This is a genomic window from Bradyrhizobium sp. USDA 3315 (assembly GCF_054056795.1).
In genome coordinates, this window is the sequence record NZ_JBSRYP010000001.1 from 205,167 (window position 1) to 224,993 (window position 19,827).

At 58.8% G+C, this 19,827-nt stretch carries 15 protein-coding genes and 1 pseudogene; 6 read left to right on the forward strand and 10 right to left on the reverse strand.

Translation table 11 applies throughout. The annotated features are described in order from the left end of the window. Positions 1 to 766 precede the first annotated feature (766 nt). Positions 767 to 2,098, forward strand: a complete 1,332-nt coding sequence (locus ACVIYL_RS00815) for an MFS transporter (protein WP_456777468.1) — start codon at positions 767 to 769, stop codon at positions 2,096 to 2,098. Positions 2,099 to 2,222: 124 nt separating this feature from the next. On the opposite strand, the gene ACVIYL_RS00820 is transcribed toward ACVIYL_RS00815, so the two are convergent. Beyond that, positions 2,223 to 2,753, reverse strand: coding sequence for a nucleotidyltransferase family protein (locus tag ACVIYL_RS00820; RefSeq protein WP_375166658.1), 531 nt, complete (start codon positions 2,751 to 2,753; stop codon positions 2,223 to 2,225). Between ACVIYL_RS00820 and ACVIYL_RS00825 the strand changes: the two genes are divergently transcribed. Next, the gene (locus tag ACVIYL_RS00825) at positions 2,634 to 3,203 is read left to right on the forward strand and encodes a hypothetical protein (RefSeq protein ID WP_456781977.1); all 570 of its coding nucleotides are present in this window, start codon (positions 2,634 to 2,636) and stop codon (positions 3,201 to 3,203) included. The genes ACVIYL_RS00820 and ACVIYL_RS00825 overlap by 120 nt on opposite strands. 310 nt (positions 3,204 to 3,513) lie before the next feature. On the opposite strand, the pseudogene ACVIYL_RS00830 reads toward ACVIYL_RS00825, so the two are convergent. From ACVIYL_RS00830 to ACVIYL_RS00840, 3 genes and pseudogenes are all read right to left on the reverse strand, one after another. After that, a pseudogene (locus ACVIYL_RS00830) lies at positions 3,514 to 3,913 on the reverse strand (TIGR02301 family protein). Between the two features lie 1,742 nt (positions 3,914 to 5,655). After that, complete coding sequence (locus tag ACVIYL_RS00835) at positions 5,656 to 5,817, reverse strand: hypothetical protein (protein ID WP_310879830.1); 162 nt, start codon at positions 5,815 to 5,817, stop codon at positions 5,656 to 5,658. An 806-nt stretch (positions 5,818 to 6,623) separates the two neighbouring features. Next, the gene (locus ACVIYL_RS00840) at positions 6,624 to 8,162 is read right to left on the reverse strand and encodes a S10 family peptidase (RefSeq protein WP_456777469.1); all 1,539 of its coding nucleotides are present in this window, start codon (positions 8,160 to 8,162) and stop codon (positions 6,624 to 6,626) included. A 1,171-nt stretch (positions 8,163 to 9,333) separates the two neighbouring features. Here ACVIYL_RS00840 and ACVIYL_RS00845 point away from each other — a divergent pair. Beyond that, positions 9,334 to 9,555: a hypothetical protein gene (locus tag ACVIYL_RS00845; RefSeq protein WP_456777470.1), complete on the forward strand. Its 222-nt coding sequence runs from the start codon at positions 9,334 to 9,336 to the stop codon at positions 9,553 to 9,555. 472 nt (positions 9,556 to 10,027) lie between these two features. On the opposite strand, the gene ACVIYL_RS00850 is transcribed toward ACVIYL_RS00845, so the two are convergent. Next, positions 10,028 to 10,270, reverse strand: a complete 243-nt coding sequence (locus tag ACVIYL_RS00850; protein WP_456777471.1) for a hypothetical protein — start codon at positions 10,268 to 10,270, stop codon at positions 10,028 to 10,030. A gap of 6 nt (positions 10,271 to 10,276) precedes the next feature. Next, entirely contained in the window at positions 10,277 to 10,417 is a 141-nt protein-coding gene (locus ACVIYL_RS00855; RefSeq protein WP_456777472.1) for a hypothetical protein, read from the reverse strand. On the opposite strand from ACVIYL_RS00855, the gene ACVIYL_RS00860 reads away from it, so the two are divergent. The 3 genes from ACVIYL_RS00860 to ACVIYL_RS00870 all read left to right on the forward strand — a co-directional run bounded on the left by ACVIYL_RS00860 (position 10,416) and on the right by ACVIYL_RS00870 (position 11,616). Next, positions 10,416 to 10,808: a Fic family protein gene (locus ACVIYL_RS00860; protein ID WP_456777473.1), complete on the forward strand. Its 393-nt coding sequence runs from the start codon at positions 10,416 to 10,418 to the stop codon at positions 10,806 to 10,808. The two genes, ACVIYL_RS00855 and ACVIYL_RS00860, sit on opposite strands and share 2 nt — an antisense overlap. A gap of 223 nt (positions 10,809 to 11,031) precedes the next feature. Next, positions 11,032 to 11,259 carry a hypothetical protein gene (locus ACVIYL_RS00865; protein WP_456777474.1) on the forward strand — a complete coding sequence of 76 codons (228 nt, stop codon included), beginning with the start codon at positions 11,032 to 11,034 and terminating at the stop codon, positions 11,257 to 11,259. 54 nt (positions 11,260 to 11,313) lie between these two features. Further along, positions 11,314 to 11,616: a hypothetical protein gene (locus tag ACVIYL_RS00870; RefSeq protein ID WP_456777475.1), complete on the forward strand. Its 303-nt coding sequence runs from the start codon at positions 11,314 to 11,316 to the stop codon at positions 11,614 to 11,616. A gap of 447 nt (positions 11,617 to 12,063) precedes the next feature. On the opposite strand, the gene ACVIYL_RS00875 is transcribed toward ACVIYL_RS00870, so the two are convergent. From ACVIYL_RS00875 to ACVIYL_RS00890, 4 genes are all read right to left on the reverse strand, one after another. Further along, complete coding sequence (locus ACVIYL_RS00875) at positions 12,064 to 14,337, reverse strand: hypothetical protein (RefSeq protein WP_456777476.1); 2,274 nt, start codon at positions 14,335 to 14,337, stop codon at positions 12,064 to 12,066. Positions 14,338 to 14,994: 657 nt separating this feature from the next. Beyond that, positions 14,995 to 15,336 carry a hypothetical protein gene (locus tag ACVIYL_RS00880; RefSeq protein WP_456777477.1) on the reverse strand — a complete coding sequence of 114 codons (342 nt, stop codon included), beginning with the start codon at positions 15,334 to 15,336 and terminating at the stop codon, positions 14,995 to 14,997. Positions 15,337 to 15,623: 287 nt separating this feature from the next. Beyond that, a complete protein-coding gene (locus ACVIYL_RS00885; RefSeq protein ID WP_456777478.1) occupies positions 15,624 to 16,865 on the reverse strand; it encodes a cytochrome P450 in 1,242 nt (413 codons plus the stop codon). A gap of 488 nt (positions 16,866 to 17,353) precedes the next feature. Beyond that, positions 17,354 to 19,771, reverse strand: coding sequence for an NEL-type E3 ubiquitin ligase domain-containing protein (locus ACVIYL_RS00890; RefSeq protein ID WP_456777479.1), 2,418 nt, complete (start codon positions 19,769 to 19,771; stop codon positions 17,354 to 17,356). Positions 19,772 to 19,827 lie beyond the last annotated feature (56 nt).

The window sequence follows — 19,827 nt, forward strand, 5'->3', positions numbered from 1 at the left end:
TCAGCCGCGCAGTTCGCGTGCCATAACCTGACGGCAGCACTTCAAGACGAAAGGAAGATTATTTCCCTGGGTCGGCCTTGATGAAACCAAGTCCACTCAAGGAGGCGTGCCCCCATTGCTGGTGACTTAGATTTCAAATTCCTGGAGCTCAGAACTAGAGCACCACGCTTGCATTTGCGCTCCGCCGAGCCGCTGCTCGCCAGACCGAAGACGACCCCCTGATGCCTGCGGCAATGCGAACTCCTATTGTCTATTGATCGCACGAAGATCCTGCATTCTGCAGCGGACCAATCCCGACAGGGCCGGCAGCCGCGCGCAACTAACAAGCAGGGGAGCAAAAGCCGGGCCAAACCGCCTGATGCGTCCGCCCACGTGCAATCAGCTGGCCGCAGCATCCACGCGCGGCGGCCGTTTTATGCGAAGACGGGCGCCGCCTGTTCGGCGCCCGCCAATCTTGTCGTGAACCCGCCATTGCACAGGAGCATAACGACGGACCGACCCGACAACTTGCAGCGCGTTCCTTTATTCGTCTTTGCTTGCGATTGCCGCGATCAGTTCAAGGTTTGAATGGGGCTGCAGTAGACAGGCATTTTTATTGCACTCATCGCCATGAGCTCGTCCTGCCATGCGTGAGGCAGATGTGGAGCAGCGGGGCGCGTGGCCGGTCACCTCAAGTTAGACGACATGTAACGCAAGTGGAATGCAACGCGCGCGCTGTCTGATCGAAATGTTCAGGCCAGCGATTACGCTTCAGAACGGATCGAGTATGGCCGGGCAGTTGGCTCGCAAGAAGCCGCAGCCGGTCTTCGTTCCGGCAGACGAGCGCTTGACCGGCCGCGCCGTGTGGGGCGCAACCATCGGCAATATTCTCGAATTCTACGACTTCGCGACCTATAGCTTTTTCGCTATCCAGATCGGTCAAGCGTTCTTCCCGGCAAGCGACCCGTTCGCCAGCCTCATGCTGTCGCTCGCAACCTTCGGCGCGGGTTTTGTGACCAGACCGATCGGGGCCATCCTGCTCGGCTCGTACTCGGATCGGGCCGGCCGCCGGCCCGCGATGACCGCCAGCTTTGCAATGATGAGTACTGCGATCCTTGTGTTGGCGGTTACGCCCTCGTACGAGACAATAGGAATCGCCGCTCCGTTGCTGGTCATTTTTGCACGTTTGGTGCAGGGCTTTGCGCTCGGCGGTGAGGTTGGTCCGACGACCGCCTATTTGCTGGAAGCGGCCCCGGCCGAACGGCGCGGTCTTGCTGTTTCGTTTCAGCCTGCCAGTCAACAGATCGCCGCGACGGCCGGCGCGTTGGTCGGAGAAATACTCTCCCTCACCCTGACAAGCGAGGCACTCAATGCGTACGGATGGCGGGTTGCACTTTTGCTCGGCGCCGCCACGCTGCCGTTCGGGCTCTGGTTGCGGAGCGCCCTGCCCGAAACGTTGCACTGCCCCGAAGAGCCGGTTTCCAGCGTTCAGCCCGTAAGGAGGTCGCTTGCCGCTCGCCGCATCGTGGGCTTGGGATTTGTAATCTTGGCCAGTTGCACGATCGTCACCTATGTCACGGGATATATGACCACCTATGCGCTGAACACCCTGCAAGTTTCTGCGCCTCTCGCCTTTGGCGCCACGCTCATCAGCAATACGGTAGGAATTGCTGCCGCACTGCTGGGCGGCTGGCTCGCAGACCGCGCGGGCCGCCGGCACGTCATGATTTGGCCGCAGGTCGCTGCGTTGCTGATGACCTATCCGGTGTTCTTCTGGATCTCAGAGAGCCGCAGTGCCCTCGCACTTCTCGGAGGCCTCGGCGCGCTCACCCTGATCGGAACGATTCCGTATAGCGCTTTCTATATGAGCATGGCCGAAGTTTTGCCCAAGAACATTCGAGGTGGCACCTTCGCGACGATCTATGCTTTTGCAATAGCGATCTTCGGAGGCACAGCTCAACCACTCGTCACCTGGCTGATCCACATGACCGGGAGCGCGCTGGCGCCCGCCTGGTATATGCTCGTCGCTAGCGCGGCGGGGCTCTGTGCCATGCTTATGATGCCCAAGACCGCACCGCTCAAAATTCAGTGGGCCGTGAATAAGAAAGACCCGCCATAGCGCTGGACAATGTGATCATGGGCTACTTCCGGAGGATATCGCGCGCCGCCCACGGGGCCCGGCAAGAATCTAGGTCGCCGCCTTTGGATGCAATGACAGTAAGTGCCGCAACGAGAGGGTTGTGTCACAGAAAGGTGAGCCTCGGCCACCGTCGAGCCCAGTCTTTCGAAGCAAGTCTTCGATTATAGACTGACATTTTTGTTCTGAACACGGGGGTTGGCCTAATGATCATGTGCAAGAGATCGTCAATGCCATGCGGCGCCATGATTTCGACTCGTCCGTCCGAAAGCTTCGCTGCAACTGCAGTTGCCGTTTCGGGCCAACACCGAACTGCATCTTCACTGTCCCGATAAGGCACGTCGCCGTTCCGCTCGTACATCCGTGCTTGATTGCGGACGGACCAAGGGATGCCGTTCCGATCATTGATTAGTCGGCGCTCGATTGCCACGTCTCTTTCGGAACTCACGTTCGAATGATCACAATAAACCACGTCGACATCGCTGCCGGAGAGGAGTTCGATGGAGTAGCCATGTAGGTGGTCCAAGACTGCATTGCGAATGACGCCAGCGCCGATCCAACAATCATCGATGGCGAGCGTTGCGACAGAGCGCAACAGCCCCGTCAAGAGAGGCTGTTCCCCGACGAAGTTCGCCACATCCTCAACGGTTCGCATCTAGCAACCGTAACAGTTGCGGTAAGATTTGAAAGTCGGTACCGCGCCCGATCTCTCGCAATTGAGGATTTCTGCTACACCAAAGCGTGGGCGTCGAATTTGGTCAGATTGGGCGCCATCGACGAAGTCATCGCCGACATTACGCATAATCCAGCGAGCACCGAAGATCTGGAGCGGGTCAAGTCGCGGCTGATCGAGCAAATAATCCAAACCAGATGGTCAAGATATTGCTTGCGCGTCGGTATGGCCGCGGTCTCACGACAGGATTGTGCATCGATGATGTTCGAGGCTGGACGGAAGATCGCGGACAGCTGGAACTGGCGCGGCTACTACATCACCTCGGGGATCCGTGCGGTCAGCGCCGAGCAGGTGCAGGAGGCCGCGCGGAAGTGGCTCGACAAGAACCGTTCGGGTGAACGGCTGCCTCATTAAAGAGTTAACGTCAAAGCACACAGAGAAGCGATAGTGACCTCTGATTGCGCACGGCTTGGGGTTCTCCTCGGTGGGGCCTCGCTCTCAATGGCGATGCTCGCCTCGCCAACTTCGCTCGTCACTACCATTCGCCAGCCGGGAAGTAGACGGCACACCTGCAATAGCTAAAAAACCCAACTGCGAACTCGCGGACATGGTCGGCCGTCGGACTGGCAACGTATTACAGGATCAACTCAACTGTTCACGTGCCAGTTTTGCCACTTGTTTCGTTCCGGTCATGCGCGACCAAACATCGAAGAAGTTCGCGCGTTCAGTTGGCATAGCGGTCCGTCAGGTCGCGCGAGATTTTCAGCCCTTCCTCGATATGAAGTCTGATCGCCACGTAAGCTGCGGGCGTGCAGGTTCTGTTGGTCTGCTCGAAGCCGATGTAGCCGCGGTTAAAAAGCGACCATGCGGGCGCGGCGGGCACCGGAGGGGGTTTCGGCATCGATGAGCGCCTGCATCTCGTTGCGCCATTTGGCTCCCGCCTTGCAGCCGCAGATGCCGCGCAGATAGTGCAGCGCGCCGAGGATCTCGGCCAGCCGCTGCAGGTCGCCATCAAATGGTGCAGCCGCGTTCTGCGGGCGGGCCGGCGTCGCAAGGAATGCCGATATCAAGATCACAACGGCGAGAAGGGCTTTGGTCACAGGCGTTCCGGAACTCCGTCGCATGCTCCTTCAATGCGCCCGAGGCAAGGTAGACGAGGCCCCACGCCCTGAACCAGCCTCCATCAGCCTCTGAGCGGACACAATGACCTCCTACAGCCCGCGGGTGGCCGTTAGGGTCGCCGACCGCCTTGGACCAGCCATTTGAAATTGTCGTGCTCATCATTCAGCATAGGCTCGCGGGAGGCCAAGCGCGCCGCGACCTCATGATCAATTGATGTCCGTGCCGGAGCCTGTGGTCATTATCTCGCACCAGACGGCCATGCACATGAATCGGCCCGCAATCCGAGAGCTAGCCAACAATTCCGCCCAATTTTGCTATGAACTCATTAGCTGCAACTTTAGCCTCCTCCGGTTTGCGTCTGCACAAGCCAGCATAAGCGCTTTCAGCCAACTGATCAGTATGCCTGCCCTCGGCAACGATCCTCTCCTGTCTAAGACGACGATCTTATCGGCCCTACAGATGGTGCTGGGTCGGTGAGAGATGACGACGATTCAGAAAGAAGAGCCACGTCAGGCTTGCTTCGAGCACATTGGTGCGATGGTCCAAGTATCATCCGAGTTGGGCTCGTGGATTCACCCGCATCTTTGATCATGCCCTCCCCCAGCGCCACATGCTTCTCAAGAGTCAATTCGGTGACGCCATAAGCCGACATATTCATGTATTACCTTTGTTACCTTTCACACAGTGCGGCGGGTCAGCAACTTCTGCCCCCAACGCGGGGGCTTTCAAAGCTCGCGCCAACCGCGGAGAAGGACATGTTCTGCATGTTGTTGAGAGCTTTGATTGAAATTTGCGGTAGACCGCTCGAAGATCACGTCGCGAACGCGACTAACCCAGGCGGAAGCAAGATCCATTGTTAGCTACTTGAGCGCCAATGGAGGATGCGACGAACATGGTATGGTCGTCGGCCGCAGGTTCGAACCGTGCAGCGTCAGCCACGATCTTGCAGTCCTGCTGACGGGAATTCGTTCCAGCAGTTCTCGGATGGCTGCGGGCGCAATCCGGAAGCGTACCGCCTTCTTCACACTTTCGGGGCGAATGAGATTGAAGTTCCACGCGCTTAGCGCGCGCAATCCGCAGCGCCCGACACAGTACCGGACCCGTGATTGCGAGCGCCTTCCTTTGTGCCCGGCCCTTGTGCGTTGCTACCGGGGCGGCCAGATCGAGTTCGTTACGGACCAATACTTCAAGAAGCCGCGCTCTTTCTCGCACCGCTGTCTCTGCTCCGTTGGCACGAATCTTGATTTTCTATTTGCGCGAGGCTGTAGCCGTTGTCGGCCAGCGTCGCGCCGGACCTTCTCGTTCGGAAAAGGAGACTATGATGAGGATCGATATGTCAGCCTATCATGTAACTGAACTACCGCCGAACAAGCAGCTGCAATTTCGGGAGGGTCGATATCGTTAGGGGCAATTGCCGGAATTTTGGGGCACGCAGCAGGTGTAGCTATAACGACCATAGTTCCTGGCTTGAGGCATCACTAGACGACCGCTGCAGAGAGCCCTCATTCCCACCGGAGCTGACGTGTGCTTCATGTCTCGGGCTGGAGTCGACGTCGAGTGTGTTGGGGTCGACATGGTGACATTGTCCGCAGCTCCGCTGCCGATCCGCTGCTTTTCCTCGAATGTCGAACGGCTTGGAGCGCCGGTCGAAACAACTCGAGCCGAGGAACGTCGACACGGGCGTGTGGCCAGTCCTGCGCCCTTGTCTTCACCGATGGTCGGCGGCCCTATCGCTGCCCTAGCTTCAAACAGTCGCCGAAGAACAATCCGCATATCCGGTATTGCTTGTGTCGTCCTTTGCAATCAGGCGTCCCTCCAGCTTCCGCTGCTCGAAAACATTCGCGTCGGCGCAGCGCACCAGTAATGTTACATCCATGTCGCGCGTAATCTTCCTATCGACTGCCATTCTCCTCTCGCTCCTATCAGCTGTTGCGCACACGGCGCCCGCGCACAAGCGACACAAGCCTCACTGGCATGACTATGGCTTCCTGCCCGGCTATCGTCAGCCGCCGAACAACAACTTTCCAGTGTTTGGTGAGAAGGGCGCCATCCGCTCTACGTCCGACGATGCCCCGCAGCTTTACTGGCCCACCCCCGAGATGGAGCAGATTATCGGCGACCCCGGATGTCTTGGTCGCGCCAAGGACGGTAGTTTGGCCGGCCCGTGCTGGACGCCCTGGCCTTGGCCCTGAAGATGACCAAAGCAGGCTGCCAGCCTCACGCCCTCATTGGCGCCTGCCGAGCTGCCGCCTGATAACTCCGAAGTTGCGAGTATCAGGCATATGTTCGCTCTCATGAACTCCCGGACAAGTCACCAGGAGATTATCTGACAATCGAAAACTACCCGCGACGTGCAGTAACCTACGTGACCTACGCGCTTGCGCTTCCGCGAACCGCAAAGATGAATGACTTCGACCGCACACCTTCTCACACACCCTCCCGACCCGAACGTAGGGCTAGCCAATCACTCATCGATGCGCTCATTCTCTGGAGCTTAGAATCCAAACGGCGCTATCCTACTGTGCGCCTCACCCCTATGGTCGTCTATTAGATCAATCAAGTCATCAAACAAGCTCCCGCTTAATCGCTTCGAATCACGATGCGGCTAGCCGGGTCTCGCACAGATCGGAGCGAGATTTCATCTGCACTCGTTGAGAAACTATGATGCTGTACGACCGCCACCTTTTCTTGTGACCGAGCTCGTCGTCGGCCTTACTTCATCATCGCTTCGGCTTCTGCACGAAACGCTTGGCGCGAGGCGTCTCGTGAATAGAACATGTGGCCGCCCGGAAAGACCACAAGTTTGACGCGCGGTGTGGAAGCAAACGGCGGCAACTGATCGAGCACGATCTGTGATCCGAAATAAGGCGTGACGAGGTCAAAAAGGCCGTGCGCGACCAGCAATTTCATCTTCCGGTCCGTTGCCAGGATCTGGCGCAGCTCCGAAAGAGACTCCGGGGGGCCGCGGCCGAAATCCCAAGCCTGCCCCACCGTGCCGTTGAGCAGCTCATAGGAGCCGTCCGGCCGCCAGTTAAGCTTGCGCGTAAGAAGATCGACTGTGGCGCTGGTCAGAGGCGCCAACAGCGTATCGCTCGAGGGATCGCCGGAAAGGTGGAAATCGGACTCCGGATATGGATCGAGGCCACGCACCGAGGCATCATAGTTGCCGACTAACCTGCCGTTCTTACGGTCGAACTCACGGCGGAACTCGGCGAGTTCGAAGCGGCCGGCGAGCCTACGACTGACCGCTTGGTCGATGCCGGTCAGTGCCGCCGCCTTGTCGGCCAGACGCGTAGTCGCTTCCTTGTCCGCCTGGCCCTTGATGAGATCGACCAGAAACTCGCCGCGTGCATAAGCTTCCACGTCGGCGAGATCGGTTCGGTTTACCGGGCCCTCGGCTTCACGCAGAGTCGCGACATAGCTTGGCAGCCTAGCTACATATTGCAGCAGGCTCGTGCGGGCAAACTGGCTGTAGTCGAACAGCGGCGAGACCATGATCAGGCCCTTGACGCCTATGCCCTGCCGCATCTGCAATTGGTGGACAACCTTTGGCCCGCGAATGCCGCCATAGCTTTCGCCCGCGATGTACTTTGGCGACAACAGCCGGTCATGCTTTTCGAGCCAGCGGCGGACCACCAGCGCGAGCGCGTTGACGTCGCCCTCAACGGAATAGAGCCGCTTGCGCGCATCATCACCGCTCCGCGCGAAACGGCTATAGCCGGTACCTACGGGGTCGAGAAACACCAGATCGGTAAAATCGAGCCAAGTTTCCGCGTTTGGTCTCACCTCCGGAAACGTCGATGGCGTGACCTCGTCAGCATTGATCGGCAGCCGCCACGGTCCGGCATTGCCGAGCTGCAGCCAGGCCGATGATGAGCCGGGTCCGCCGTTGAAGAAGAATGTTACCGGGCGCGTGCCGCGATCGGTACCGTCAAGCTGATAGGAGGTATAGACGATGTCGGCCTGCGGCTCGCCCTTGTCGTCGAACAGGCGGATGGAGCCGGCGGTCGCGACGAAAGAAAGCGTCCGCCCAGGAAGCTCAAGCGAGTGTCTGGTGCTTGAGTCCGGCGGCAAGCGATGCCGATCGGCCGCCGACGGCATACTCGACGTTTGGCCGGCGCCACCCTTCTGGCTGGCCGGCGTCGTGACCTGGGCGGATGGCGGCGGATCGTCGGCCCGTGCGCTCCCCATTACGCCGCAGGCAAACAGGATCAGCGCGAGAGAAATGCGGCGCGGCGCGGCCAGTTTCATCGAGTTTCTCCTGTCCCGGCGCTTACTTTGGTGCGCGAGGCGTGTCTATCAAAAAGGCTCTAACCACTAGCTCAGGCCGGACAACGACAAACCTACTAGATGCGGTAGTCATCACCATTGCCGGGCGCCCTATCCATCGCGGTGCGAAGCTATCATTCCAACCACATCTAACGGACTGCCCCTCGACAGCTTCAGCAAACGCGCCTACGGAGAACGCAATGTCATGGAGCGCTGCTTTGCAGACTCAAGGATTTCCTGGCCGTTTCAATTCGCTACGACAAACTTGCGAGAGAATTCTTGGTTGCCGTGTACCTCGCCGCCATCGTCACCTATTGGATCAACTGACCCTAGCTCAGCTTTTCCAAGAACGAGTAGTTCGCGTCAGCAGCCTTGTTTTGGGTGCTGGCACACCCACCAATGACGTACCCCTTCCAAAATCGAGACCTTCTACCGGCGCGCTCGGCACAACGGCGAGATCGCTGGCCAACTAACGGTGCAGGAAAGCATGGAATCCTGGGATTCCAAGGCATCATGACTCAAGAGCAGCGAAGCTGGAAGACGCCTCGTACTGGCATAAAATATAGGCGTGTACGCAGTTCACATGCCTCACCAATCGAGGCGCGCTCCTTTTCTCGCGAATAGAGGAGCGGCTTAGTGACTTGCCTCCGCTTCAGCGCTTGGCATGGCGCGGCACGTGATCCGCATCTACTTCCGTTGAGCACATCAATCGAATGAAGAGGCCCGGGAAACCCGGGCCTTTCGTTTTGTGCGTTGGGCTTGAGTGACACGCAGAATCTTTGAGGGCATCCCGCTGTGCTTGGGCGAGGGTTCGTTCCAGTAGTGGTCTCGCGTCTTCTCCGAAACGAGCAGTTGCCCGCTTCCGGAACGCCTTGAAAGCTGAAAACGGTTCTCTTTTCTGAGGCAATCCGATGCCAGTTTTTGAAGTCCGCGTTCGAGATCATCCATTGCAATTGTGGTCATCCTTCTCACGTCTCGCGATCCAGCGCCGCGCAAATGCCACCGCTAAGCAACCCAGGCATCATTGATGGCCGCAAGCATACTATCGAAGATTTTGAACCCATTGATCGCACCTGATCCCGTAGCATCCCGGGGAGCTCTTCCCTCGGCTTCGCGAGTCAAGCTAAGCTTACAACCTTCAGAGGAGGCCGAGTTGACGATCGAGAAACGGATCAGAGTTGAAGAGCAATCGGCGATCCTGCCGCGCCTTCGCCGCGTGCAGGCATGGCGGCGGAAGCGACTTCAGCGCCTGCTATCTGATCCTAACATCGCTCAGAATGATCCGGGGCGCTATAGGTCCATAAAAGCCGCACAGCACTACATGGCGGTTTCAATGCGCGCCAAAGCCATTCTGATGGGGCTGATAGAGCGCTAGGTGTATGACGCGTGGGGAAGCGGAGCTACTGTGACCGTTTCGGAAGACGTGAGTAACCGGCCCGCCGGCAGCAATCTGCGATGACTGCAGTGCCGCCGACCTCGAGCTATCCGGGCGCCAATGTGTCAATCACAAGGCCAATGAACTTGCCCGGACTGCGGAATTTGACCGACGCATAGACCTTTGCCCCGCTGCAAAGAGGACGAGAAAGGCATCCGATGGACCATCATCTGAGCGCCAAGGGTTTCGCGGTCGCTGGCCAGTCGCTGGATCGGAGCCGAATGCGTCACGCGGCATACTGGTTACGTCGAGCTGCGTCGATCACGGTCACGCAAAGGGGGAGCTCTTGGCGCGACGACACAGTTCGTCCGAGATCCTAGATCCGGCGGCCCTTTTGGGGATGCCGATGCCGAGGTCCCCCGAGAGGTTCGCTGATTTGCGGCCGCGCTGAGCTCCCGGGGCAGCGCAATTGTCATTCACGGTCGATCGGGATCTTCCGATCCGAAATTTCGCGCGGATCGAATTGCTCGGGAAGAATGGGCTCTTCGCCGAAGGGGCGGTTGATGAGACTGAGCGCCTCGGAAGCTATGTACACACGATTTCGCGCATAGCCGGTTCGCTTCTTGAGGATTCGGGCGTCCTCCAATTGATTAATCGCTTGATGAGCTTGCGGAGGACTGATCTCAAGGAGTTCTGCGAGCCGCTTGGCTGTCACAACCGGTTAGTGATGAAATTTCTCGAGAGCGCGCGCCGCCGTCGATCCCTTGCGGAATTTACGGCGCTCCCGCCAGAGTTCGGACAATTCCGATGCGTGGCGGGTTCGAATGAGTTCCTCGACGGTGCCGGTGACGGCGTCGGCCATGAAGGTGATGATCGGCTGCGCACATCTGTGGTTCGTGACGATCCATCCCTTTGAAGGCGACAATGGACGCATCACGCGCGCCATTGCCGATATGCCGCTTGCCCGCTCTGAAGGAATTCCGCTTCGCTTCTACAGCATGTTTGCCCGGATACGCAGCGAGCGGAAAATCTACTATGACATGCTGGAGACCACCCAGAAGGGAGACCTCGACGTCACGCAATGGCTTGAGTGGTTCCTGGGCTGCCTCGAGCGCGCCTTCAGCGGGGCCGAAACCTTCTCGCAACCGTGCTTAGAAAAGCGGTACTTCCGGACGCGGCATGCCATGGCCGCGATCAACGAACGGCAGCGCGATATGCTGAACCAGCTATTGGATGGCTTCGAAGGCAATTGACATCGACGAAGTGGGCGGCGATTGAGAAGTTCTCGCCCGATGCCGCTCTGCGGGATTCAGGGTCTGGTGGATTAAGGTATCCTCGTCAAGGACCCAGCTGGAGGCCGAAGCACGAGTTACTCCCTCATTTCCGCGTGAAGCTCGCGGCTGGATTGGGAGAGGAGATCAACTTCGCAGAGGCGTTTCTGGCTAATTCGGAAAATGGAATGGTGGTCATGCAACCATGAGTGCTTCGACCTTGGAATGGGAAAAAGTTATCGCAGTTTTCATGATTGCTGCTGGCTTCATACTATTGCTGGTCGGCCTCATCGTGAAGAGGCGCCACCAGCGTTCTGATGAGAGAGAGGAAGAAGAGGAGGTAATCGACCAGACCCAGCCGCAAATGGCGCCGCTACAGCGGCTCTCGTCCACTGAGCGTCCGAAACAAGGGGACCAAGGCGGCCACAACTAGTCGGCCCCTTTCAAGCCGCCATAGACTTGGTGGCCGGGAGAGCGATAGCGAGCAATGCGTAAACTGGAAGAAGTCCTCCGCTGGGCGGCCGCCGGAAAGGACCGTTTTGCAAGACACGCGGAACAGGCTCGAGCCTTTGAGACTGTTCAGGATAGCCCGATCTTAAAGCGTCGCCCGCCGGATATTGGCGGTGCGAACAACAATAGCGGCTCGAATATTTGGATGACGATCCTGCAAGACGGGAACGAGCTAGGCCTGGTGAAGGCTAAAAACGAAAAGCCCCAGCACCTTCTGGGGGCCGTGGAAGCCGGGATGCTGGGGCCATCGTCGCCTGATCCGAGAGTAGCAAATGGATAGGCAACCTCATTGTGCATCGCCGATTCGATTCGTCAAACCGGCTCGGGATGCTTATGCTCCGGATATCTCAATCATCCTAACCCAAGATCCCGCCGGAGCTTTGCCCACCAGTTCGCGGGCGACTTACAGGCCTTTCACGCCGAGCGCGATGACCCGGACGGAGCGCCGTCGGCGCAAGGTCCTCCGACCTGACGCACACGTGGAGCCGCTTGTCATGGCGCCGATCTTCGTCGCATCCGGTCGAAGCACCACGTGGTGGACTCGCTCGCCCCGTGAAGGAAAACGGATCGCACGCCGGCGAGCCTGTGGTAGATAAGGAGCGTGTTCTCTTCCCGCAGCCATCTTCTCAGGAACTGGAGCCTGCTGGGCCTCGGCGCGGTTCAGCGGACCCGCGGTGTCAAATTCAAAGGCATGCCGCCACCACAAGCGGCAATCTGCCAACAGACACTAAGTCCCATATCGAGTGGCCTGCGTCGACCCGTGCTCTGCCTCGGCAAAAGGATACCGTGGGTAGGCGCTAAAAGCCGTGCCTAACAAGGATTTGCAGAACGCAGGCGTGAGCTTGCCGCGGTGGATAACGACGTCTTCGTGGCCCATTTCAGCTCGAGCGTTCTGCCAGAGACGATTGTAGCCGCGCTGTTCATTGGATTTCACGTGGCAAGCGGCGAAGTCGGCGTCATCCAATGTCGGCAGCTGCCACGCAGGGACCGGCCGCTTCGTATGGATGTGCACCCACATTGGACTTGGCATTGCACGATTGCCAAGTCCCTTCGGCTGCAGCTTGACCTCGAACAGCGTGCCTGGCTCGCCCTTCAACGCGCGCGGTGGCTCCAAGGGAGCCACCAACTCCTCGGCCGCCTGCATCTGTTCAAGGTAATTCTGCGAGGGGAAGGCGTAGGTCTTCATGCAATTCATCTTGATCGCGGCCCTTTGCCCCTTTAAAGCGTTTGCCTGCCCCTGCACCTCGGACAAAATCGCCTTGAGTCGGACTATTTTGCCGTGCACTTCGGGTAGTTGCGCAGGCGTGAATAGGCCGCGTCGACGAGGTTCTTCCAGCGCGGCTACACAGGCCTCAATCTCGGCGGCGTGGCTCTGTAGGCGTCCGACGACGGTGTCCACGACGTGGCCGGCATCTTCGGGTTTCATGTGGCGCGCCTGCGAGATGGCCCTTTGCTGACCGCGCAGATCGAATTGCAAAAGTTCGTCCAATCGCTCGAGCAGGCGTGTCAGGGCCTCCTTCGATGGCGGAGCCTGCCATATCGCCAAGTGTCCCGTCGCCGACGATGCCGCCCTCGCGCGCGCCTCCTCCGCGCTCGCGAGTTTCTTCGTGCCCAGATCCGAGAGCACGATAACCTTGGCTGCTGGCGCCGTATGGGCGTCGGGTCTAGCGGACTGCTGATCGGGCTGCCCGGCCGCCGAACTCCCCGCGCCTGCGGCCTGCGTGCGCTTGCCTTTCCCCTTCCTGCGCGCTGCGGTGCCTTCGGCTACTACAGCCCCGCCGATCGTGTTGGCCGGTATCGCGGGGTCAACCTCGGCCGGTGTTGCAATCATGGCTGGCGTCTTCGGCTGCATTGCCAGGAGGCGCATGACCTCATGCGCGGTGACCCAGGCGCCCTCCACGATCTGATCCAACAGTTCCAACGGAAGCTCGGGATCTGCTCCCTCATTCCTTAGCTTGGCAACGATGTCGGGCAACCCTGACGCAAATTCCGATAGCCGCTCCATGACCCCTTCAAGAACGGCGCAGTGCTCTGCGTCGAGGGCCCGTCCTTTGCTGTTTAGAACAGCATCGCTCGTCGAGAGGAACGCCGGAACAACATCCTCCATGAAGGTTCCGAGTAGACGCGCCCGACCGTTCTCATCCAAGAGGATTTGCCTGACGGCCGGGTCCAGCGTGCTCGCCTGCGACTCAATCTTGACCCGCGCGAGAGCGCCCTGCGATTGCAGATGCACGCACTTCGTATACAGTGCCCAGCCGGTGTGCAGCCGTAGTGTCGCCTGTTCGGCCTGTCGCATTTCGGCCGTTGCACTTGGCAAGTCGGCAGTGACTGCGCAGACGGACTGCATCCGTTCCAAGCGCAACGCCTTCTTTTCCCACCACTCCGTGCAGGCCAAATAGTGTTTCGCCGCACTAGAAGCCACTCGGATCAGTTGGTCGGGCGGAGCATTGGATTGGCGCATCCGCTCGAGTATCTTTCCCGCATTCTTCCTACTCTGCTCCAGGGCGTAGATAGTCGGTGCGGCCAGCGCGTTGCATTGGTCCCCCGCATCGAGCGTCTCGTCACGAATCCGGCGAGCCCGATCGTCGGACTGAATGCTGCGCGCCACATCTGGGGGCAGGCTCGCGTAGTAGCCCAGAACCGCTCCGCCCGCTTTGACAACCTGATCGATCAGCTCTTGCGCCTCCGACGAGTTCTGAGCGTGCATGGCCGCACTGCGGTAAGCATCAAATTCCTCAAGCAGGCTGTCCATTTTTCGCTTCGCTGCGTTGATCCCCTCACCGCCTGAGGAAATGGGGACTGCCACACCCGAACCTGACGGCAGGCTCGCGAGCATCGCCATTCGATCTTCAGGCGCAGTGCGCAACCGCTCCACGACAGAATCGAAAAATCGGCCGCCTTCCGCAGGGATAATACTGGACTGCGAACTGCTCGATCCCGACGTGCTGTCGGCTCCTGCAGTCCCAACGTGCGGTTCGCCAGGTCGGCCAATGCCCGTCATGTTCCATCTCCCATACAGTCAACAATGCGCAGCCTCGCTGGATAGACCGCCTGGCTGACGATTGGCTGACGAAGGACGCTCCCGGGCACAAAGAAAACCCGAGTCACCCGAGTTCCAATTTCATTGGAAGCTGTTGTGGCGCTAGATGCAGCAATACGCGATGGCCCCATCACGTGCCGAGATAGTCAGTTGCAGCGCGTGGCCGCGGCTGGCGCTGCCTCGCGTGATTACCAAGGAAATGTGCGCTGCCAGGCTGCGCCTGTCTCCACCGTGACGGCGATCCTTAATAACGCGGCCGATGGCGGCGGCTTTGTCAATGGAACAGTCTTGCCAAAGGCCACCCCGGATACTGAAGGCCATCACGAGCATGCCCACACAGTGGAACGGACTCGAGGATTGTGACGAAGGAAGTACCGGAGGATGCGATTTGCAGAACCTTCGGTAGCAGCAAGCGTCCTACTAACGGGAAGGAGGTGCTGGTCTTCGACCGAAGAGTCGCGAATCCAACAACGCGCGGATCCTGGCTAAGTGTGGAACGCCCGTCAAAACAACATCTTATTCTCACGTTCGAATTGAGCAGAACCGATGTTGCGCAACTCCTTTTCAAACAGGATCTCGCCTGAAGGTGCCGCCCATTTAAGCGCACTTAGAATACGCTCATAAAAATATCGCAGCGAGCGTGCCAAGCGCACCGAGCACCAATCCGATCAGCGAACCTGTCGTCGGCACATCTCGAAACAGCAGAATCGTGAGAATTGGTTCCACCACTAAAATGGCTCCCACCGATATCGCGATGATTATCCATATATTCTCAAGATGCATGTATCCCAGTGCATATCCGAAGACGAGAAGGATGCCGCCGACGGATATCAGCAGGAACATCGGCAAGAGTGTTGTCAGGTCCCCGCCGGCTTTTCCAAACTGCTTTGAGGCAATCAACTCTGCGATTATTGAAAGCGCTTCTCCAAAGAAAATCGCTCCCACCGCTACAATCTTCAATGTTAAGCTCATAGCCTGACATGTCGAAAACGCTAGGTCAAAAAGGGACTTCCAAGGACGTATCCATCTCTGGGCTGCCTTAGACAGCTGGAAATGCAAAAAGCCCTCGGCCGGGGCACCACCGCTCATCGCCCCTCACAGGCGTTCACGCCTGCTGAATGCCGCCCAGTTCCCGAGATGCGGACGTTCCTCACGCCGATCAACCGCTTTCGGCAATGTGCAGCGACGAGAGTAATCAAAGAGGAGGACGAAACAGTGCTGCTGGGCGGCTCCTAAGTCATCACGGCCTAAGCTGCAATCTGCACGGGGAGTGCGGAATAGCCGTGCACAAAATTGGACGCAATTCGCTTGGGTTGGCCGACAACTTTGATCTCCAACCGCGCATTCAAGATTTCTTCCCAGAGGATTTTCAGCTGCAGCTCGGCAAGATGTCGCCCAACGCAGCGATGAATTCCGAATCCGAACGAAAGATGCTGCCGAACGTTCTTGCGGTCGATCACGAATCTGTTGGCGTTCTCGATGACATCTTCGTCCCGGTTACCAGAGATGTACCACATGACGACCTTGTCGCCCTTCCTGATTTGTTTCCCACCTACGACGATATCCGCCGCGGCGTTGCGGCGCATATGTGAAATGGGTGTTTGATATCGAATAATCTCGGACACGGCGCTCGAGACCAGCTTGGGATTATCGCGTAGCTTTCGCATCTCGGAGGGGTGCTGGTTCATGAACAGGAGGCCGCCGGTAATCGAATTGCGCGTGGTGTCGTTCCCACCCACGATCAGCAGAATCAGATTGCCGAGAAATTCACTCGGTTCCATGTGTCGAGTGGCAGGCGAGTGCGCCATCATGGAAATCAGGTCGAGACGCGGCTCGGCATTGATGCGCTCGTTCCAAAGCCGCGCGAAAAACGCCAAGCACTCGGACAAGATCGCACTTCGTTTGTCCCAGCTGTCGATGGGCTGGCCAGTTTTCGGAATTGCAACAGCTACGTCCGACCAGTAGGTCAAGAGCCTCCGATCCTCAAATGGAAAGTCGAACAGCGTAGCAAGCATCTGCGTCGTCAACTCGATGGAGACCATATCCACCCAATTGAAGTCATCGTTGCGCGGCAGGCCGTCCAGAATCGTCCTGACGCGACGGCGGATCAAGCTTTCGAGCTTCGAAAGGTTTTCCGGCGCGACGATCGGACTTACAGTATCACGCTGCTCACGATGCTTAGGAGGACCCATCTTGATAAAACTCTGAGTCCAGTGCTTGTCAGGCACGTCGACAATGGTGACACCCTGCTCCGATGAGAATGTTTTGTGACTAGTATCTACCTCTACGATATCGCGGTATTTCGTTACGGACCAATATGGACCGTAGGGGCTGTCCTGGCAGTAGTGAACGGGGTCTTCCCTTCGTAGCCGCTCAAAGCAACCCCATATGCTATCATCTTGAAAGCGCCTGGCTTCGCTTACATCCAGATTGCTCAACGAGATAGTATACGCGTCGCCGGCTCTATAGTCCGCCAATCGCGTTTTCATGATCGCCTCCGCAGATTTTGTTCTCTTGAGAAATTTACGGATCCATTGGCCGCGATCCATGGTTTTGCGCTTGCCCCGGTTCTCAAGTTTGCCCCAGCATTTTGGTTACGAGTAGGTCATCGCTGGACCAGAATATTCCAAAGTGCAGCGGGCTGCCCCCTACCATGTCTGGTAGGGGGGCCCATTGATTTTGCAAAACCATTTCTCTCACGATGGCTCTGGAAAATGAATCACTGGCGGTCCTTCTGCATTGCGTGTAGGGGATGTTCTGGCAGTTGGGCTATTGAAAGAACAGGGCACAGCTTTCGCTTCGGCAAACCATCACGCTTTCTTTGAGTGATCCCGGTTGCTTGGTGAAACGCGATGACAAGCTTGATCGATAGCGCGATCTGACATGCGCTGAAGCGCGTCGAGCGGAAGCGAGAAAATCTCCCACGCGGCAAAAGGCACGGCGCCGGCAGATTCTTCCTTGCAATTGGATGGCCGCTTCACAGCTCAAGTGCGTGGTCCCCGAGCACTTGGCGCGTCAGAGCACCTTTGATCTCGCGGGCGATCTCCTCGCGAATGAGGGCTCCGAACTGCAACTCGGCATCGCTATGTCCGGTCAGGCCATGATCGGCGAGCCGTTGGTCGAGGCGGCTCCGGAACTCCTCGTCCAATGCCTCGGCGAGCCGGTTCCGCATCTCTGCATGCGCTTCGGGGGCGATCCGGCTCACAACCGTCTCCCAAGGTTGCCAGCGAGTCGCCAAATAGTCGGCGAACCCCGCCGCCTCCTCATTCCTTACTTGTATCTCGGCTTCGGTGAGGTCGCGCTCAGTGACGTAGGAGACATCAAAGAACCGCATGTCCGGAGCGATAAGCTGCAGGTCGAGCCGATCACGTAGCTTGACCTGATAGGCGAGATAGACTTCGATTTCGTCGACGAACCGGAGCGAGGCGACCTTCTGACGGGCAATCGGCTCGAGCGCGTCCAGGCGGAACAGGACTCGGGCCTGCTGGATGAGCTCGCCGAGCCGGTCGTCGTAGGCCCCGTCCTCAACATCAGCGTTCAGACGTGCGGTCTGCATGCCGTTCCAGGTCAGAGTGATGCGATCCTGGCAGGTCTCGCTCGCGCCGAAGGCCAACTGAAAATACCGCTGACGCAATTGCGGCCTGATCGCGGCCTGCCGCAGATCGTCGGTCACGGCCTGCTGGAAATGGGGATTGCCATAATTGACGGTCTTCAGCAGCCTGTCGAGGAAGAGCGCGTATTCCGGAGCACCCGCCTCCTCGGCGAAGTTCTGCCAGACGGCGATCGCCTCCGGCTCGTCCTCCATCCAGTCCGCTACCACCTCGGCCAACGGCCTTTCCTGATCTGCCGCCGTTACTCCGCCCATTGAGAAGAAGACCGCCGGGCCGGAATAGCGCGCGGTATTTAGGGCTGTCGCCAAATTCGTCCGCACCTGCTCGGACAGCGGATTGTCCTCGACATAGACCATGCACCCAGAACCTAGCCGAGTTAGCAGCGCCTCCGGCAGGCTGGTCAGTCGATTGTCGCGAGCCTCCAGCACTTGGAGCTCGGCCGGGACGGTCTCGGGCAAGCGGGTCAGCCGGTTGCCGCTGACGTGGAGTCTCTGGAGTTCAGATGGGAGGGTCTCGGGAAGGCTGTTCAGGTGGTTGTCGCGCGCGAACAGCAACTGGAGCTCGGCGGGGAGAGTATCGGGCAGTCTGGTCAGCCGATTGCCATCGGCTTCGAGCTCTTGGAGTTCGGGCGGAAGGGCGTCGGGTAGGCTGGTCAGCCGGTTGCCGCCGACGGCGAGCAACTGAAGTCCGGTCGGCAGGGCATTGGGCAGACTGGTCAGCCGATTGCTGCGGACATCGAGGTCCTGGAGGCCGGCCGGCAGCATGTCTGGCAGGCTGGTCAGCCGGTTGTTGCCGACGGCGAGTGTCAACAGCCCCTCCGGAAGGGTTTCGGGCAGGCTGGCCAGCCTGTTGCGGCCAATGGCGATTGACTGGAGTCCCGTCGGCAGGGTGTCGGGCAGACGGGTCAACCGGTTGCCGCTCGCGTCGATCGTCCGGAGTGCGGGCGGGAGGAGGTCAGGCAGGCGCGCCAGCTCGTTTTGGCTCACGTTGAGTGACTGGACCCCGGGCGGAAGGACGCCGGGCAATGTCGTCAGGCCTAGGTTTAACAGCTCCAGCCCTGCATAGACGTCGCCGGCCTCTACCCAGGCACTCATTCGTCTTATCGCCTCTTGCCGGTCCTCGGTTTCCGTCTGCCCCTCCTCGCAGGCCCAGGCGCCCAAGATCTGGTCAAGCCGTAATTGCCTGAGGACGGGGTCTTCAAGGTCAGTCGGACCGCTAGCGCAGCTCGAGGCCCACGTGCCCTCCAACGTTTCGGTCCATTGCGCTCCGGTCGAGGTGAGCCGGTGGCCTCCTCTTGAAGTATCGCCAACGCCGGGCGCCGGCTCTCGGATGAGGATCGATGCATCGAGGTTTTGCTCCCAAGGAATTTCGGAGGTCGTTGGCCACTCCGGCACCATGTCACCGGCCTCCATCCACGAATGCTCCTCCTGATCGATACTGTGCGTCGGCCAAGTGGCCGCTGAACCCATGTCATGCCAACAATCCAACGGACCGAAACTGCCGGACTCATTGACCCCTTGTTCAGAGCAGGCGGACGGATCCGTGGGCATCCGCGAGGTGCCTTGCCCGACGCGATCGCCGTGCGGCATTTCCAAAGAATCCGCATCTCTGTTCGGCACAATATAGGGGACGTCAATGTTAGTTGTATTTGAAGTCTGTCGCTCGCGAGGATTGAACTCGTTCAGGTGCTGCTGAAAGCCCGCTTGGTCCACCTGCTGCTGTTCTAGCCCGTCCCGCTCGACATCTGGGGTCTCGAATGGGTTGAGGTTGTTGAACGGATCCACGCCATTCTCCTTTTACGGATCTGAGCAGCTAACGCCGGACACGGATGAACACGCTC